Genomic DNA, 17,310 nt, shown 5'->3' with positions numbered 1-17,310 from the left:
ATCGACCGTGCCGCTTCCTCCTCATCTCGCCGCGTCGTCGTCCATCGACTCCGCATGGCTGTTTCTCTCCCCGCACCTCGACGACGCCGTCCTGTCGTGCGGGGCGTTGATCGCCGAGTTCGCGCCACGCCGCCCCATCACCGTCGCCACGATGTTCACCGCGGCCGGTCCGGCCCCGCACACACTCGCGGCGTGGTCGTTCATGCGCCAATGCGCGGCCTCCGACGCCGCCACGCTGTTCGAGGACCGCAGAGCGGAGGACCGCGACGTCATCCGTGAGATCGGCGCCGACCCCGTCCACCTCGGCGAGACCGACGCTCTGTACCGGAGGCGGTCGGTGCCCGAGTCTGTGGAGCGGTTGGGGGCACGCGTGCCCGAGCTGGTGCACCGCTACCCGACCTTCCGCTTCGACATCGCGAAGGGACGGGTGTCCCGCGGCGACCGCACGCTCATCCGGCAGCTGCGTGCGCGAGTGGCCGAGCTGATCTCCCAGACCGCTTCCGAACTGGTGTTCTGCCCGGTCGGCGTCGGCAGGCACGTCGATCACCTGATCACCCGCGCCGTCGGCGACGTGGCCGGTGAGCGCACCATCTACTACTCGGACTTCCCCTACAACCAGGTCGCACAGGCGGACCAGGCCTTCCTCACCAGGCGCGATCTCATGCCGTGGACGTGGGACGACGGGATCGGAGCCAAGGAACGGCTCATCCGCGGCTACCGGACGCAGGCCGACGCCCTTTTCCCGGCCGGTCATGTTCCCGCGGCAGCCGAGGTCTACTACTGCCGACGGCGACACATGCTCGGCTAACCGCCCAACGGCAGTGCCGACGCGCAGCCAGACGCAGGATGAGCACCGCCGGGTCCAGCGCGTCGTGCAGGTCGGACACGCGAAGTCACATCGTCAGGCCGAGGGCGCCGAACCGTCGATCGCGCCAGATGCTGCGGGACCGCTCCTCCGGGTACCGAGCGACGCTGGACCGAGCGTCATACACGCGCGCGTCTCGCTCGTGGGGTGTGTAGCGGGCCCAGCCGGGATCGCCGGTGGCGGCGAACGACAGGTGCTCGGCCCGCATCAGTTTCGACAAGCCACGGGCCTGCGCCACGGCGTCCGAGCCTGCTTCCGTGAGCCCCGTCTCGATTTCGGCGGTGCCGAAGACGAGCAGGGTGTCGAGGCTGTGCGAGGCGCCGAGGGAGTTGAACCCCCAGCAGAGCTCGTAGAGCCACACCCGAGCTCCACCGGCGTGGGCAGCCTCGGCGAGGTGGAGGGCCGGCATCCGCCACAGCCAGTCCGACATGGCCGTATCGCGCAGCTCGATCGGAGGGACGAACGGGTAAGCCGCTCGGTACCGCTGCACGCCCGGCGTCGGTGTCAGCACGTTCAGCAGCGTGTCCACCTCGGCGTCGTCGACGGGCGCCTCGCCGAGGCGGGCGGCGAGCAAGCTGAACTCGTCACGGGTGTGCCCGACAAGCAGATCGACATCACGCGCCGCGCCATCGGCGAGCGCGGCCCACGGAGACGCCGGCAGGACCTCACCATCCACCACCGGGGAGAACGGCGTAGGCGTGTACGCCACCGAACCCCACCGGCCCACGCGCTGCGGAAGACGGTCGGTCACGGAGCGGGCCGCCACGACGAGATCATCGGGTGCGACGGCAACCAGGTCCCCGACCCGGGGCGAGCAGCCGAGTTCGGCGCTGACCTCCGTCGCGACGTCCGCAGCGAGATCGGGAGCGAAGAAGGTGCCCGGGAGGCTCTGCAGGATCGCGCGACGGAACAGGCCGACCGCCTCGGGCATCACCAGCAGCGCAGCGATCGAGCCCGCTCCTGCGGACTGCCCGAAGACGGTGACGTTGCCCGGGTCACCGCCGAAGGCGGCGATGTTGTCCTGTACCCACCGGAGTGCGGCTACCTGATCGAGCAGACCGCGGTTGTCCGGCGCGCCGTCGAGCCGGGCGAAGCCCTCGGCCCCCGTTCTGTAGTGGGCGCTCACCACGACCGCGCCGTCTCGAGCCGGCTCCGCGCCCGCGAGGTGCGGGTTAGCGGTGTCGCAGTTCAGGTACGTGCCACCGCTGATCCACACCAGGACCGGAAGGCCGGTCCGACCCGGATCGGGCGTCCAGACCGCGAGGCTCAGCCAGTCCACTCCCTCCGTCGGCCGGCCCGGCTGCGGCGGGGGCGGGCCGAACCGAGTGGCATCACGCACCCCGTCCCACGGGACGACGAGGCGGGGGGCGGCGAATCGGTTCCGCCCGACGGGGGGCGCGGCGAAGGGCACGCCGCGGTACACGGCTACCCCGTCTTCCCAGCTTCCTCGGACCGTCCCGGCGGACGTGCGTACCTGAGTGGTCATGATCTGCACCCTCACACCGCCTTCTGGCCCGGTCACGCGGATTTCGCGCGGCGGACGCAGGTGGCGCCCGCGAGGTCTATTCAGTCCAAGCCGCTACGAGACGACCTCTGTGGCGCAAGAAATGCATTCCAGCACCGCTGCGCCAGGCAGTTCCGATGCCAGGATGAATACGTACTTGGTGCCGGAGTCCCATGCCGCCGAATGTGGCGTCATGACCTCGAACGAAACCGCACCGGAGTCGGCGACGGGTATTACCACCCAGCCGACGCTGACCACCGCCGGCATGATCACGGTGCTGCTGGGTGCGGCATTGCCCGTCATCGACTTCTTCATCGTCAACGTCGGATTACCGACGATCCAAACGGACCTGCACGCGTCCACGGCGACCTTGGAACTGGTCGTGGCGGCCTATGGGGTCGCGTTCGCCGTGCTGCTCGTCCTCGGTGGGCGGCTCGGCGACGCCTTCGGGCGCCGCCGCCTGTTCCTGCTCGGCCTCGCACTGTTCACGCTCACGTCGCTGGTCTGCGGGATCGCGCCGAACGGGGTGACGCTGGTGCTCGCCCGCGCCGCGCAGGGTGCAGCTGCAGCGCTGGTGATGCCGCAGGTGCTCTCGATCATCCAGGCCGGCACCACGGGCGAACACCGCTCCCGCGCTCTCGGCTTCTACGGCGCGACCAGCGGCATGTCCTCGCTGGTCGGCCAGCTGTTCGGCGGTTCGCTCGTGGCCGCCGACCTCTGGGGCACCGGCTGGCGACCGATCTTCCTGGTCAACGTGCCCATCGGGCTCATCGGTCTGCTCCTGGCCCGGCGCACCGTGCCCGAGAGCCGTGCGACGAACCCGGCCGGCGTCGACCGCTGGGGCACCGCGCTACTCGCCGTGTCTCTGCTGTCGCTCCTGATCCCGCTCACGGAAGGCGGCAGTCTCGGCTGGCCGTGGTGGACGCTCGTGTTGCTGGTCGCCTTCCCGTTTGCCGCGTACGGGTTCTTCCGCGTCGAGACCCGGCTGGAGGCCCGGAGCAGGATGCCATTGCTGCCGCCTGCGCTGCTGCGCACGGCGAGTGTGCGCCACGGACTGGCAGTCGCGATCCCGTTCTTCTGCGGGTTCGGCGCGTTCATGTTCGTTTATGTCGTCGCCCTGCAGGACGGCCTGCACTTCGGCCCTTTCGACTCGGGCCTGGCGCTCGCACCGAATGCCGTGGCGTATTTCTCGATGTCGCTGATCAGTAGCCGCCTGGTTGCCCGTTACGGCCAGAAAGTGGTGGTCGCCGGCAGCGCGATCGGCGCACTCGGTTTCGCTGCGCTGGCCGGCACTGGCCTTTTGACCTGGCCCAACGTAGCAATATGGGAGCTGGTCCCGGCGATGATGGTCATCGGCCTCGGCAACGGGCTGGCGCAGACCACCCTGTTCCGCGTCGTGCTCTCCCGCGTTCCCACCGACCTCGCGGGCGCAGGCAGCGGCGTGCTGACCACGACGCAGCAAACGTCGATGGCACTGGGTGTCGCGGTATTCGGCGGCCTGTTCGCCGCGCTGAGCAGCGGTGGACCGCTGGATTTCGAAGGCGCGTTCGCCCTGACGTTCGAGGTGCTCGCCGTCTTGCGAGTGGCCGTTGCCGTGCTCGCGCGCAAACTTCCGGACCCCCGGCAGAACGGTGGCGGGCCGGCCTGAGGCCGCCGGGGTCAGCCGAACGTGCGGGGCAGCTTGGCCGCGGTTTCCCCGTCGGCCGGCGTATAGGTGGACACGGTGACCTCCGAACGGCTGCCGGCGTAGAGGTGCGCGACCGTGAACGTGAGCAGGCCCGCTTCGGGGTGCTGGTAGCGCTTCTCCCAGACCGGCTCGCCGGTGACGTCGTGCCGGGTCCACAGTCGCTCGAAGAGTGGCGACTCCGCGCTGAGCCGTTTGACCAGCGATTTCCACGATGGTTCGGCCACGTGCTCTGCCATTGCCGCGCGGAATCCCGCGACGACCCGCGGCACGTGGCTCTCCCAGTCGAGCGTTCGCGCGCGCCAGGCCGGGTTGAGCAGGCACTGCACGAGGACGTTGCGGTCCTCGAACGGGATCGCATCGACATCACCCATGAGCCAGGTGTAGCCGCGGTTGCATCCGAGCAGGTCGCAGCGTGCGTTGCGGACCACGACGGGGTACGGGTCGAGCTTCGCCGTCATCATCCGCATCGATGGTGTGATGGCGTTGCACACGCTGTCCGGCGGCGGCTCCGGCGCGCCCGCCAGTGTGAAGAGGTGCGCGTGCTCGTGCGGATCCAGGCGCAGGGTCCGTGAGATCGCCGCGAGGACCTGCTCGGAAGCGTTGATGTCGCGCCCCTGCTCGAGCCACGTGTACCAGGTGACCCCGACGCCGGCGAGCTGCGCCACCTCCTCCCGGCGCAGGCCGGGCGTGCGACGGCGGCCGCCGACGGGCAGGCCGACCTGTGCGGGCGTGATACGGGCGCGCCGGCTGCGCAGGAACGCGCCGAGCTCACCACGGCGGACACGTTCTTCGACGGCGGAGTTCATCGCCCCAGATAAGCACCGCCCGCATCCTGGTACCAGGTGGTTGCAGTACCAGGATGAACCCGCTCTCCCAGCGCACACGCGCCATGTACGACCTGCCCGCCGGGGCAGACGCTGCGCGGCCCGCTCCACGCATTATTCCGAACCCTCAGCTCGTCCGACTGCAGGCTGACATCTGAGAGCGCATATCGGGGAATTTGTCGGATCCTAGGGGCGAACAGAGAGCGGGCCAAGCTTTTCGTGAGCGCGATCACTGTCGCCCGTGCGCGTCTATGTCGATTTCCGTATAGATTTCCATGCGCGTCACGAACCCCGTTGTATCGTCATTACAGCCAGAAGGCGGAGGTGCGACGCGTGACGCGTGGCGATTCGCGCTTCCGTTGGCCTGGACGAGGTCGTACGGAGGGGCAATGACCATCATTAACTCGAACAAGCTGACGCTTTCAGGAGTCACGTCATCGGCAGATTTCGAGGTATTTCTTCCCGAGCTCGACGGTGACCTGCTCCTCGACCAGGACGAGGAGTGGTGCGAAGTACTGGTCGACGGACGGCGCGATCGCATCCGGTTCCACGACTACCACCGCATCTACGACATCCCCGGAATGTATGAGCGCCTCTTCTACGACATGCTCGAATGCGTCTCCCCCCGCCTGGTCCGCGACCTGCTCGCCACAGCACTGGCCGACCACGCGATGAACCCCGAGAACCTGCGCGTGCTCGACGTCGGCGCAGGCAACGGCATGGTCGGCGAAGAGATCCGCACACTCGGCGTCGAGACCGTGCACGGCGTCGACATCCTCGAAGAAGCCGCCGCCGCTACCCGACGCGACCGCCCGAACGTCTACGACGACTACCTCGTCGCCGACCTCACCGATCTCACACTCGAACAACACGATGTCCTCGTCCACGCCGACCTCAACACGATGACCACGGTGGCCGCCCTCGGGTTCGGCGACATCCCACCCGCAGCCTTCGTCGGCGCCTTCAACCTCATCGAGACACCCGGCCTGCTGGCATTCACCATCAAGGACGACTTCCTCCGCGACAACGACCCGAGCGGCTTCAGCCGGCTGATCCAACGCATGCTCGCCGAGAAGACGATCGTGCCCCTGGCCGTCAAGCACTACCGGCATCGACTGTCGGTGCACGGCAAGCCGCTGGACTACATCGCCTTCGTCGCACGCAAGACGGGCGACGTCCCGGTGGCCTGGGTCCGCTGACCGGCCGCTGCCCCGCTCGGACGTCCACACAGCGCTGTTCACGCAGAGGTGGTGGGGGTCAGCGGCGGAACCGGGCCGCCAGCGCCTCCGTGCTGTCGCGCCGGCCGTAGGCGACGATCGCGGCGAGCACCAGGACAACTGCGGGTAGCACGGCCAGGATCCCGCCGCCGATCGCCAAGGTGATCGTCACCGCACCGATCATCAGCAGGACGAAGCACAGGGCGGCCAGCCCGGTGAGGCGTGGGATGAACATCGCGATCGCACCGGCCAGCTCCAGCGCGCCGATGATGTACATCCCGGGCATCCCGAGCCCCATGGCCTCGAAGCCCGCGACGTTCTGCGCCTCGGCGGTGAGCTTGCCGAACGCCGAGAAGGCGTAGACGGCGGCCAGGACGACCTGCAACGTCCAGAGTGCGATGTTCCCGGCGCGACTGCGGTTGGTGGTGGCGGTGGACGTCGAGCTCGTCATCGGTCTGCTCCATCGGTGTGGTTCGTGAACTGCGGTCGTCGTCAAGACCGGACAGAGCGGACAAACTCATCGGAGCTTGCTCGGGCGAGGTGATTGCCCAGGTCGTGCGGGTGGTCACGGCAACGCATGTGGCGCGCCGGCGCGGGGTCATCGCGGTCCCGTGGTGGTCCACGCTTGCCATGGGGCGAGCGTCAATGCGCAGCCGCTGGGACCATGGCTTCCCCGACGGCGGGAGGCGCAGAAATGTCCTTCGCACCCGGAATGATCGCCCTGAAGCCAGGCGAGGGTCGTCGCGTTGATGCGATTGGCAACGTTCGCATCAACAAGGCCGTTGGCGCCGACACGGGCGGCGCGTGGGCGCTGGTCGAGGTGCAGGTCACCGGCGATGGTCCGCCGCTGCACACGCACGATCACGAGGACGAGGCGTTCTACGTGCTGGAGGGCCGCGCGCGGGTCTGGGTCGGCGATGCGGAGTTCGAGGCCGAGGCTGGCAGCTTCGTTCTCGGACCCCGCGGAGTCCCGCACACTTTTGCGGGACAACCGGGCGGCGACCTCAAGCTGCTGGTCTTGATCGCGCCGGCGGGGTTCGAGCAGATGTTCGACGAGATCGCGCAGTTGCCCGGAGATGAGCAGCAGGATCCGTCCGTGCTCGGCCGAATAGCCGCGCGCTACGGAGTGCAGATCCTCGGCCCACCCCGTCGATAGCGGCGCACGCAGCGAACGCTGGGGACGGCCGGAAAATCCGTGGACGATCGCTGTCCCCGTCGTCATCGTGGGCGCCGTGCGACAGGAGGACATCTGGGACGTCGAGACCGCTCAGCGTTACGACACGCCGGGCACCGGGATGTTCGCTGCCGACGTCGTGGGGCCGACCGTGGACCGGCTCGCCGAGCTCTCCGCTGGTGGGCGGGCGCTGGAGTTCGCGATCGGAACCGGCCGCGTGGCCGTGCCGCTCGCCGAACGAGGAGTGCCCGTCACCGGCATCGAGCTATCCCGCCCGATGATCGACCGGCTGCGAACGAAGGTGGACGAGGCGACGATTCCGGTGGTCGTCGGCGACATGGCCACGGCAGTCGCCCCCGGCTCGTACACATTGGTCTACCTCGTGTTCAACACGATCGCGAACCTGCTCACGCAAGCCGAACAGGTGGCCTGCTTCCGCAACGCGGCCCGCCACCTGACGCCCGGTGGCCGGTTCGTGATCGAGCTGTGGGTTCCCGAGCTGCGAGCGCTCCCCCCAGGTCGGCAGGCCACGGTCGGCCATAGCGAACCCGGCTACATAGGACTCGACACCTACGATGTCCTGAACCAGCACGTCGTGTCGCACCACTTCCGGTTCTCCGACGGACGGCAAGCGGAGCTGTTCCGCACCCCGCACCGCTACATCTGGCCCGCCGAGCTCGACCTCATGGCCCAGCTCGCCGGTTTCGAGCTGCAATCGCGCCACGCCGATTGGGCCGGGTCGGAGTTCACGGCCGAGTCTCCATCCCACGTGTCGGTCTATCGTCTTCCGCCGCACGGGACCGGGCGAACCTGACGATCGTCGACTTCGGGGTCGTCGCACCGATACGGACGACCTGAGCCATTTATCCGATCGCAGTTGCATGACCGGCTATTCGCTATGAGCGCGAGCGAGGGTACTCGCAGCAATAGGCACACTTCGCCGGTAAACCTTCCGTTCATCGAGAATGCAGCCTAGTCTCAACGCTACTAGCAACTCGTCGCATCCAGCTCCGGCTAGCGATGCGAATGGCGCTGCACTCTGGATGTAGAGCGTCGTTTCTGCTTGCGCGATCGACCGCACAAGCGGTGATTCGTGCGTTGCCGGAACGATCGGCGTGGTGGTCGGGGATACACCGGCGACTTGCCTCGATCGCAAAGGAGAACTGATGTACGCGGTAATTGCGACCGGGGCCAACGAACCGCTGTCCTTCGTGGAACGTGACGTGCCCACGCCCGGCCTCGGTGAGGTGCTCGTCCGCATGACCGCGTGCGGGGTGTGCTTCACCGACCTCAACCTGACACGAGGCCACTACCCGTTCGCTCGCTTCCCCGTAGTTCCTGGTCACGAGGTCACCGGCGTCGTGGAGGCCGTCGGGTCGGCCGTCACGTGGCCGACGGTGGGCACAGCCGTCGGGGCACAGTTCCTGTACGGCTCGTGCGGGCATTGCGACTACTGCGTCCGAGCCGAGCAGATCCTCTGCCCGGCCAAGCGGATCACCGGCATCGTGACCGACGGCGGATACGCCGAATACGGTGTCTTCAAGGCGGGGTTCCTCACTCCGTTGCCGGACGGGCTGGACCCCGTTGCGGCAGCTCCGCTGATGTGTGCGGGCATCACCGCGTTCAACGGGCTGCGGCAGGGTGGGATCCGCGCGGGGTCCCGCGTTGCGGTCATCGGCGCCGGCGGGATCGGCACACTGGCGATCCAGTACGCCGTGGCCATGGGGGCACGCGTCGCTGTCGTGGGCTCGTCACGACGTGCGGAGGAGAACGCGCGGGCACTCGGCGCGGAACGGTTCATAGTGACCACCGAAAACGATCCGGCCGCCGAACTCAAAGCCTGGGACGGTGGTGCGAACCTGATCCTCAATGCGGCTCCGACCACCGCGGCGGCCGCAGCGGTGTTCGGCGGCCTCGCCCCGGACGGCACGCTCGTCCTGTGCGGATATGACAACGACCCGTTGGTTCTGCCGACCCAGCCGATGATTCTCAATCGGCTACGTGTCGTTGCCAACCCCTCGGGCTCGCCGCATGACCTGCGCGACACCCTCGCCTTCTCCGCGGCCCGAGGAATCGTGCCCGACGTCATCCCCATCCCACTCAAGGAAGCTCCCCAGACTCTGGAGGCAATGGCCTCCGGGGGCTTGAACGGCCGCAGGGTCATCGCTTTCCAAGGAGTTGCGTAATGTCGGTCGACATCAATTCGGGCAGGCGCGGCATGCTGATCGGCGGCATGGAGATGCCGGCCGCTTCCGCCCGCACCACCGACGACATCAATCCGGTGACCGGTGATGTCTATCTGACGGTGCCTGCCGCGGACGCATCCGACGCGTTGGCGGCCATCGAAGCGGCCGACGTCGCATTCCCCGGCTGGGCCGCCACCGCGCCGTCGGTCCGCCGCACTCTGCTGACCCGGGCGGCCGACCTGCTGGAGCAGCGCGAGGAAGAATTCGCCGAGATCCTTGTTCAGGAGACCGCCGGCACCCGCGTGTGGGCGAAGTTCAACATCCGGATGGCCGCGGAACAGCTCCGCCAGGGCGCCACGATGGCGACCAGGCAGACCGGCGAACTCCTCGCCACCGACGTGAGCGGCGAGTGGTCGATCGCGGTCCGCGAGCCTGCCGGTGTGGTCGTGTCGATCGTTCCGTGGAACGGGCCGCTGATCCTCTGTGCCCGGGCGATCGCGGTGCCGTTGGCCGTCGGCAACACCATGGTCATCCGGCCGAGTGAGGACGCCCCGGTCACCAGCGGGCTGTTTCTTGCCGAGGTACTGACGGCCGCCGGACTGCCTGACGGGGTCGTCAACGTGGTCACCAACGATCGAGCGGACGCGCCGGAGGTCATCGAGGCGCTGATCGCTCACCCCCGTGTGCGTCGATGCAACTTCACCGGATCGACAGCGGTCGGAAAGATCGTCGGGCGGCTCGCCGGCGAGCACATCACTCCCGTCCTTCTCGAACTCGGCGGCAAGAACCCGATCCTCGTACTCGACGACGCCGACGTGGACCAGGCTGCCGAGCAGTCTGCCTTCGCCCGGTTCATGAACTCCGGCCAGATCTGCCTGTCGGTGGACCGGATCATCGTCGACCGATCCATCGCGGCGCGGTTCACCGAGAAGTTCCTCGAGCACGTCGCCGCTCTCGCCAAGAACGGCCCGGATTCGCCCGACGCCATCATCGGGCCGATGATCCACGCGCGAGCGGCTGCCCGCGTCGCGGAGCTCGTCTCCGATGCCGTGGTCAAGGGTGCGCAGATCCTGTTCGATGCGGGCCCTGTCGACGGGGCGTTCCACCCGCCGACGGTCCTGACCGGCGTCACGCCGGACATGCGGATCCACTCCGAGGAGATCTTCGGCCCGGTGGCTGTGATCTACACCGTCGACTCCGAGGAGGAGGCGATCACGCTGGCCAACGACACCGAGTACGGACTGTCCAGCGCCGTCTACACCGAGAACGGCACACGCGGGCTGATGGTGGCGCGGCGGCTGCGCCACGGCTCGGTCCACATCAACTCGCACACCATCGCCGACGAGCCACAGGCTCCGGTCGGCGGGGTCAAGGACAGCGGTTTCGGCCATTTCGGCAGCGACTGGGGCGCAGAGTTCTTCACCGAGACCCGTTGGGTCACCGTGGCCGCTCCACGTGCCGGGACGCGGTAGTCGGCCCGAGCCCCTGTCCGGGACGAGGCGCCATCGAGTCCGGCACTTTCGGCGGTGAAGCCCCCCGTAGGACCCGCTTTCACCCTTGGTGGGCGGGTCCCGGGCGGTCGCAGCGGTAGAGCATCCCGACGGGGAAGGTCCCCATCGACGAGCCGCGACGCCGACGCCGAACCGTCCGGCCGATCCCGGGAGGCGCCATGTACCACGCCGACAACACCCGCAGGCCAGGACCGAGCGGGCTCGCCCGCTGGGCCATGGCGGCTGTGCTCGCGTGCATCGCAGTTGCGGGGTGCGCTCCCGGCGCCGCCCCGCCCCCGGCGGCGCCGCCGGCCACCACCCCGGCTACGGCTGCTCCTCCCCCCGCGACGTACTCCGCGACGCTGTGTGCAGCAGCGGCGCAGTTCCAGTCCGCCGCCAACGCCATCGTGGAACTCGACGCCACCAAGGTCGGAACGGAAGGTGTCAAGGCGGCTCTGCAGAACCTCGGGTCCGCCGGGCGCAACCTTGCCAGCGAGGCCAAGGAACAGTTCGGCCCGCAGGTGGACAACCTGAACCAGGCGATCGAGACGCTGCAGGTCACGACCGCCGGGCTCAGTGACCAGAACAGCCTGTCGGCCAAACTCGGCGCACTGACCGCCTCGGTCAGCGGTGTCGAGCAGGCAGCCAAGCCGATCATGGACAGCATCCGGACGGGTTGCCCCTCGGTGCCTCCGGTCGTGACGCCTACCGGGTGATGACGCTTCGGCCTGCGGTCACGCCTGGTGGGCCGGCTGGTCGCGGTGGATGCCGAAGGTGAGCAGGTCTGCCATGCCGAAGCCCGATCCGGTGACGGGCAGGGCCGGCTCCCAGTCCGGTTCCAGGCTCAGGTAGCTCGCCGGGTCGGCCCGCAACAATCCGATCAGGACCTCCGCCACGATCCGTCCGCCGACCGGGCCGAGCCGATCGCCGGCGCCGCGGTGCTCAGCCTCCTTGAGGATGTAGAACCACAGTGGAGTGCCGTGCGGCCAGGCCTGCCCCAGCTCGTCGTCGGTCAGCGGAGTCACGCCGAGGAGCCGGGCGACCGTCTCGCCGCTGGGCAGCCCGGTGGTCTCGCCACGCAGCAGGTCCCGTACCGCCAGTGAGCGGTAGGCCGCGGCGTCGACCTCGCCTGTGACCTGCTCGGGCAGTCCGATGAGGCTGGCTGCGAGCCGGCCGTCGATGCGTTTGGCGCGCTGCGCGGGCGGGCGGCCGGGCACATCGAAGACCTGCGTGAGATCCAGGCGCCGGTCGGCGGGCAGCGGACCGAACCCGACCAGGTCGGGAAAGAGCGGCAACGCGGGACCGTCGTCGACGAGGCGGTAGGTGTGCCGGATCTGGCCGTGGCCGTAGCGGAAGGCCGCGTCGGCGAACTCCAGCGGGATGTACGCCTCCAGGGACGGCGGCGCGAACCACCGGCAACCCTCGGCAAGCACCTGCTCCACCAGGCCCGCCCCGACGAGCCGAGGCAGGAAGTCGTGGACCACGATCCACTGGTAATGCCAGGTGAGGGTGATCCGCGCCCTGTCGAAGACGTCGGCCTCGGGCACCCCGTTCTCCCGCAGCCAGTCGACGATCCGATTGTGCGCGTGCAGAAGGGCGACGTGCAGGCTCAATGAGAACAGATGCACGTCGTTGCGGGGGTCGCCGATCAGAGCCACGCCCTGCTGGTTGCGCGGCACGTCGCCGCCGTCCGGCCCGAGCAGGAACTTCGCCGGGTCGCCGTGATCGAACAGGTAGGGCGAGCCGATCGGACCGTCCGAGTAGACGATCTCCAGGTTCAGCTTCGGAGAGCGGGCGTTGCGCAGTTCCTCGGGACCGACGCCACCCGTGATGGGAGAACGGTCGGCGGTGATGTCATGGGCGATCAGCTGGCCGAAGAACGGCCACCCGGCTGCCTCGGTGGCGTCGTCCCCGTCGGGGCTCAGCTGGTCCAGGACCGCGGCGGCGTCGCAGATCCCGCCGTCGCTGCCCGCGCGCATCAGCAGCTGCGGGTCGGTGCCCAATGGCTCCAGGCCCGGGAACATGCGCCCGTAGCGGGCCGCCCCGGTGGGCCGGTCCACGGCACGTACCAGGCTGAGGCAATGGTCGCGAGCGGCCACGCGGCTTCCGTGGTGGTGCGACGGAGCGCTGCTCACCTGCGGAGCGTATGCCCGGGTGGCGCCCGGATCAGGCCTTTCGGGCAGATGCCCACCTGATGTGACGCTCTCGGGCGCCTCGGTCGGTGGATGGTCGCCGGGTCGGGCGCCACCTTCCGGGGCCTCCACCGCGCCGAGGCCGAGCTCATCGAACGGCGGGGGCGTCGTCGCGTCCGGATCCTCGACGTGATGGGAGAGGTGGTCGACGGACATGAGTGCTCCCAGCTGTTCGGGCGGTGCTCCGGAGTCACCGGCTCCAGCTAGGACAGGACGACCCGCGGTTCTGTGACAACTGGCCGCGCTTTCCGGACCGAGACGGGTGGTGGCCTCGGTCGCTGTCGCGTTCGCGACCACGACCACCAGAGGAATTGGGCTGCTCGCCCGCCCATTAGAGACGTACCTACTAAACTCGCGACGACGGGTGGCAGTGATCGCCCCTGAACGGAGCGCTAGGAGTAGCAGGTGGTCACCCGAGCGAGACGGAACGAGACCGACCCTGATCTCGGAGTCCTTGCCGGGCGTCTGCTCTTCGCGGTGCAGAACGAGCTCTTCACCTCTCTCGCCAAGGAAGGCTTCGACGACCTGCACCCGCGCCACGGCGCCGTTCTCGCTTACCTCGACGAAGGCGGAGTCCGCGCCACGGAGTTGGCCCGGCTCTCAGGCCAGCACAAGCAGGTCGTCGGCACCATGATCGACGAGCTCGAGGCTCTCGGCTACGTCGAGCGCAAGCCCGATCCCGCGGACCGCAGAGCCAAGCTGGTCTGCCCCACAGAGCGCGGACTGGCGCAGGCACGTGCGGCCGACAAGATCATGTCGGCGATTCAGGAACGGCATGCGCGTCGTATCGGCCGCGACACCTTCACGATGTTCAAGGCGGCACTGATCGACGTCACCGATCATCAGCGCCGGCAACAGGCCCACTAGCGATCCGTCGCCTGCGGCGGCCACTGCCTCTCTGAACGTTTCACCCCGTTTGTTCGGCCCGATCCGACCGCGGAACCTCTCATTCAGGCGCTGATCCGTGCGTCGCGGTGGTCAGCCGTGACCCGCAGGGCGACGAGAACACCGACGGGAGCACACATCGCCAGGACGGCCCAGGGCACCGGGAGCCCCACCGTGGTTGCGGCCGCGATACCGATGAGGACGGCGCAGGCGGCGAGAACGTAAGCGGTCTTGCGGGCGAGCGCGGGATCGAGCGGCGAGTGCAGCGTCCAGGTGAGCAACAGGAACACGCATACGGGCACCGCGACCGCGAACCCCACCAGCCCGGCAGAACCGGCGATGGGATGGACGAGCATCTCAGCCACCACCTCCAACCCGGCACCGAGCGCCGCGAGCGCGGCGAAGATGCCGTAATGGCCGTAGCTCCACCAGAACGCGCGCTCCCGATGCTGAGCGAGCCCTATGCCGGCTGACGTGCGGAAGTACAGCCACCAGCAGCCGAACAGCAAGATGAGGCCACCACCCCCCACGAGCACGGTGGCGAGGTCGACACCCGCTTCCACGGCAGGAGCGAGCGCGCGGGAGGACGCAAGCACGCTCTCGCCGAGGACGATGAGCGTGAACAGGCCGTGGCGCTCGGCGATGTGGTCCGGATGCCAGGTGATGCCGTTACGCCGTTCCGCCCAGACGGGCACGGCCAGCTCCGCGGCGACCAGCACGAAGAACCCGACGATGCCGGCCGCCTCCGGTAGCGCCAGCCGGGCGATCCATCCGACCTGCACCACGGCGATGCCCGCGGCGTAGCGGTGTGCCGTCGCCCGGTGGGCAGGGTCGTCGTGTGCTGCGCGCAGCCACTGCACCACCATCGCCACGCGCATGATCACGTAGCCGATCGTCACAGCGGTCCAGTCCTGCTCGTTCAGCGCTGCGGGGACACCCGCGGCGAGCACGAGCACTCCGCCCATCTGTAGCAGCGTCACCAGGCGGTACGGCGTGTCGTCGGAGTCGTAGGCGGAGGCGAACCAGGTGAAGTTCATCCAGGCCCACCAGATCGCGAAGAACACCATCAGGTAGCCGAGCAGCCCCTGCGCCGCGTGATCCTCCGCGATCGTGTGTGCGAGCTGCGCCGCGGCCGCAGCGACCGCCACGACGAACGTGAGGTCGAACAACAGCTCCAGCGGCGTCGCCGCCCGGTGGCGCTCACCGGTGTCCCTGGCAACCATCGGCACCCGCCACGGACGACCACCACTGCGTGGCGACACCGCCGCCGAACCGTCGCTCATCGTGCACACCGTCCTCTCCACCAGCGGGGCACATCCAGCAGCAACCTGTTCCTGGCGATGGCCGGGACGGGGCTACCCGAGCACAAACCTGCTTGCGCATCCAAGCGGAATGGGCCGCCACCGGCTCGGCAGCTGGAAGCGCCTCCCTCCCCTGACCTCGAAATCGACCGAACTCGGCACCCTCACGGCGTTTGTGCCGCGCCGGTCACTTCGTCGTACTCGGCCCGGTCACTCTAGTCAGCACCAGTGATCGTCATGGAAACGGACCAAGTCGCCCAGTCGACGAGAAACACCTTGCCCGACCCGTTCCGCCGCTGCCCGTATCGTGCCGATGGTGCGTCGCGCGCGTCGTGTGCCGGCGGGCACGGTCAGGTGGGTGGGCCGTTGAGCGTCACGAGCCGACTCGGGGGGTACGGATGAGCGAGAGCGATCCTCATATCCACGTGCAGTCGAACCTCAGCGCCGACGCCGCGGTCCGCAACAAGATCGCATCGATGTTCGGCCTCGCGAGCGACCTCCCGAGCGTCGTCACGACAGGATGCGAGCTGCGGGTGCCCCGTGCGATGACGTCTCCACTCCCGGCGCGGGTCACGTGCCTGGCGTGCCGCGAACACGCTCACCGACAGCACCTGCGCTCCGCCGAGCAGCTCGAACACCTGAGCCGCATGCCGGGAATGAACGCCAGCAGCGCACAGGCACAACAGGCTGCGGGCTGGCATCGCGACCTCGCCGCGAAGTTCTCCGCCACCGGTACCTGACGGGACCGAGGTGAGCGCAGCCACGTCGCAGCGCACGTGGTGACCTCGCAGCGTCCCGGCCTGCTGCGAGGACACGCGACGGGCTGCGACGTCGCTGCGCCTGTCCCACGTGGTCACCGCCACTTATTACCCTCGCAACAAAATCCGGGGTCGTCCGACCTGGCGCTCCGCCCGTACTTAGACTCGCGCGCGGTGTCGGCGAATCGCCCGGCACAGGGGGCAGGAGAAGGAATCTGGTGACCGGTTTCGGGGGCCGGCCCGTGCGTTCTGTGTGGGTCGGATATGTGGTCATCGCAGTCGTCGTCGCCCTGTGGGCAGCCCTGGTCGCCTGTGGCGACCGCGGTGACCACACGGGGCCGGCTGCGACCGACTTCGTGGCGATTGCGGACGTCTCGGTCGCGGCACCGGCGGCGGCACCGGAGAGCGGCGGCTCGACCGGCACATTCCGTGAGGACTGCGGTCGCAACCAACGGGGCATCCACAACTCCGACAACGTCATCATCTCGCCCGGGGTGACCGGTGGCGCCCACCACGCGCACGACTACGTCGGCAACGTCTCGACGAACGCCTTCTCCACCGACGCGAGCCTTGCCGCGGCCGACACCACCTGTGCGGACGGCGACCGCTCCACCTTCTTCTGGCCGGTGTTGCTGGCACCGGGGGGATCGGCCGGCCAGAACAGCTCGGGCCACGGTGGCAACCTCTGGATCCAGGTTCCGCAGTCGGTGCTGATCGAGTTCCGCGGGAGCCCGGTGAGCAACGTCGTGGCGATGCCACGCTTCCTCGACGCGTTCACGGGCAACCCGCACGCCGTCACGGAAGGCGGTGCAGGCGCCGAGCACGTGCAATGGAGCTGTTCCGGCGATCGCACGCGCGTCACCCGGCAGTACCCGCTCTGCGACGAAGGCCAGCAGGTGATCCGCATCTTCGACTTCCCGAGCTGCTGGAACGGCAAGACACTCGACAGTCCGAACCACAAGTCCCACCTCGTCTACCCCGACGCGGGCGGCGCCTGCCCGGGCGCGACGTTCCCCGTGCCGCAGCTGCACATCGAGCTCGCCTACGCGGTGCCGACGGGCGCCCAGTACGCCGTCGACTCGTTCCCGGAGGAGTTGCGCAACCCGATCACCGACCACGCCGGGTTCATCAACGTCATGCCGGATGAGCTCATGACAACGGTGGCGGAATGCATCAACTCCGGGCGCCAGTGCAGTTCGTGAGTGCGCACCCGGAGTTGATCAGAAG

Annotated in this window: 16 protein-coding genes; 11 read left to right on the top strand and 5 right to left on the bottom strand. The window is 68.6% G+C overall.

Annotation, left to right across the window (positions count from 1 at the left end):
- Positions 1 to 7: 7 nt before the first annotated feature.
- A complete protein-coding gene (locus tag ACQPZQ_RS03870; protein WP_433292113.1) occupies positions 8 to 808 on the top strand; it encodes a PIG-L deacetylase family protein in 801 nt (266 codons plus the stop codon).
- 85 nt (positions 809 to 893) lie between these two features.
- On the opposite strand, the gene ACQPZQ_RS03865 is transcribed toward ACQPZQ_RS03870, so the two are convergent.
- Positions 894 to 2,351, bottom strand: coding sequence for a carboxylesterase/lipase family protein (locus ACQPZQ_RS03865; RefSeq protein WP_433292111.1), 1,458 nt, complete (start codon positions 2,349 to 2,351; stop codon positions 894 to 896).
- 211 nt (positions 2,352 to 2,562) lie between these two features.
- On the opposite strand from ACQPZQ_RS03865, the gene ACQPZQ_RS03860 reads away from it, so the two are divergent.
- The gene (locus ACQPZQ_RS03860) at positions 2,563 to 4,017 is read left to right on the top strand and encodes an MFS transporter (protein WP_433292109.1); all 1,455 of its coding nucleotides are present in this window, start codon (positions 2,563 to 2,565) and stop codon (positions 4,015 to 4,017) included.
- Positions 4,018 to 4,028: 11 nt separating this feature from the next.
- On the opposite strand, the gene ACQPZQ_RS03855 is transcribed toward ACQPZQ_RS03860, so the two are convergent.
- Positions 4,029 to 4,862: a helix-turn-helix transcriptional regulator gene (locus tag ACQPZQ_RS03855; protein WP_433292107.1), complete on the bottom strand. Its 834-nt coding sequence runs from the start codon at positions 4,860 to 4,862 to the stop codon at positions 4,029 to 4,031.
- A gap of 407 nt (positions 4,863 to 5,269) precedes the next feature.
- On the opposite strand from ACQPZQ_RS03855, the gene ACQPZQ_RS03850 reads away from it, so the two are divergent.
- The gene (locus tag ACQPZQ_RS03850) at positions 5,270 to 6,079 is read left to right on the top strand and encodes a class I SAM-dependent DNA methyltransferase (RefSeq protein WP_433292105.1); all 810 of its coding nucleotides are present in this window, start codon (positions 5,270 to 5,272) and stop codon (positions 6,077 to 6,079) included.
- 58 nt (positions 6,080 to 6,137) lie between these two features.
- On the opposite strand, the gene ACQPZQ_RS03845 is transcribed toward ACQPZQ_RS03850, so the two are convergent.
- Positions 6,138 to 6,548, bottom strand: a complete 411-nt coding sequence (locus ACQPZQ_RS03845) for a DoxX family protein (RefSeq protein WP_433292103.1) — start codon at positions 6,546 to 6,548, stop codon at positions 6,138 to 6,140.
- 243 nt (positions 6,549 to 6,791) lie between these two features.
- Between ACQPZQ_RS03845 and ACQPZQ_RS03840 the strand changes: the two genes are divergently transcribed.
- From ACQPZQ_RS03840 to ACQPZQ_RS03820, 5 genes are all read left to right on the top strand, one after another.
- Positions 6,792 to 7,253 (top strand): cupin domain-containing protein, encoded by a 462-nt coding sequence (locus tag ACQPZQ_RS03840; protein ID WP_433292101.1) that lies wholly within the window; start codon positions 6,792 to 6,794, stop codon positions 7,251 to 7,253.
- Positions 7,254 to 7,392: 139 nt separating this feature from the next.
- The gene (locus ACQPZQ_RS03835; protein ID WP_433298990.1) at positions 7,393 to 8,085 is read left to right on the top strand and encodes a class I SAM-dependent methyltransferase; all 693 of its coding nucleotides are present in this window, start codon (positions 7,393 to 7,395) and stop codon (positions 8,083 to 8,085) included.
- Positions 8,086 to 8,437: 352 nt separating this feature from the next.
- Entirely contained in the window at positions 8,438 to 9,457 is a 1,020-nt protein-coding gene (locus ACQPZQ_RS03830) for an alcohol dehydrogenase catalytic domain-containing protein (RefSeq protein WP_433292099.1), read from the top strand.
- The gene (locus tag ACQPZQ_RS03825) at positions 9,457 to 10,929 is read left to right on the top strand and encodes an aldehyde dehydrogenase family protein (RefSeq protein ID WP_433292097.1); all 1,473 of its coding nucleotides are present in this window, start codon (positions 9,457 to 9,459) and stop codon (positions 10,927 to 10,929) included. The genes ACQPZQ_RS03830 and ACQPZQ_RS03825 overlap by 1 nt, the downstream gene beginning before the upstream one ends.
- A 197-nt stretch (positions 10,930 to 11,126) precedes the next feature.
- Positions 11,127 to 11,663: a hypothetical protein gene (locus ACQPZQ_RS03820; protein ID WP_433292095.1), complete on the top strand. Its 537-nt coding sequence runs from the start codon at positions 11,127 to 11,129 to the stop codon at positions 11,661 to 11,663.
- Positions 11,664 to 11,681: 18 nt separating this feature from the next.
- Here ACQPZQ_RS03820 and ACQPZQ_RS03815 read toward each other — a convergent pair whose 3' ends face one another.
- Complete coding sequence (locus ACQPZQ_RS03815; protein ID WP_433292093.1) at positions 11,682 to 13,295, bottom strand: peroxidase family protein; 1,614 nt, start codon at positions 13,293 to 13,295, stop codon at positions 11,682 to 11,684.
- Positions 13,296 to 13,544: 249 nt separating this feature from the next.
- On the opposite strand from ACQPZQ_RS03815, the gene ACQPZQ_RS03810 reads away from it, so the two are divergent.
- Positions 13,545 to 14,006, top strand: a complete 462-nt coding sequence (locus ACQPZQ_RS03810; RefSeq protein ID WP_433292091.1) for a MarR family winged helix-turn-helix transcriptional regulator — start codon at positions 13,545 to 13,547, stop codon at positions 14,004 to 14,006.
- Positions 14,007 to 14,089: 83 nt separating this feature from the next.
- Here the strand turns inward: ACQPZQ_RS03810 and ACQPZQ_RS03805 are convergent, their stop codons facing one another.
- Positions 14,090 to 15,307, bottom strand: coding sequence for a low temperature requirement protein A (locus ACQPZQ_RS03805; RefSeq protein WP_433292089.1), 1,218 nt, complete (start codon positions 15,305 to 15,307; stop codon positions 14,090 to 14,092).
- A 416-nt stretch (positions 15,308 to 15,723) separates the two neighbouring features.
- Here ACQPZQ_RS03805 and ACQPZQ_RS03800 point away from each other — a divergent pair, with 416 nt between their 5' ends.
- On the top strand, positions 15,724 to 16,065 hold the full coding sequence (locus ACQPZQ_RS03800; protein WP_433292087.1) for a hypothetical protein: 342 nt from the start codon (positions 15,724 to 15,726) through the stop codon (positions 16,063 to 16,065).
- Positions 16,066 to 16,301: 236 nt separating this feature from the next.
- Positions 16,302 to 17,285, top strand: coding sequence for a DUF1996 domain-containing protein (locus ACQPZQ_RS03795; RefSeq protein WP_433292085.1), 984 nt, complete (start codon positions 16,302 to 16,304; stop codon positions 17,283 to 17,285).
- The last annotated feature ends 25 nt before the right edge of the window (positions 17,286 to 17,310 follow it).

This window comes from Pseudonocardia sp. CA-142604, assembly GCF_050948475.1.
GTDB lineage: Bacteria > Actinomycetota > Actinomycetes > Mycobacteriales > Pseudonocardiaceae > Pseudonocardia > Pseudonocardia alaniniphila.
Note: the sequence above shows the minus strand (reverse complement) of the source record. Positions and strands in the feature narration are given on the sequence as shown.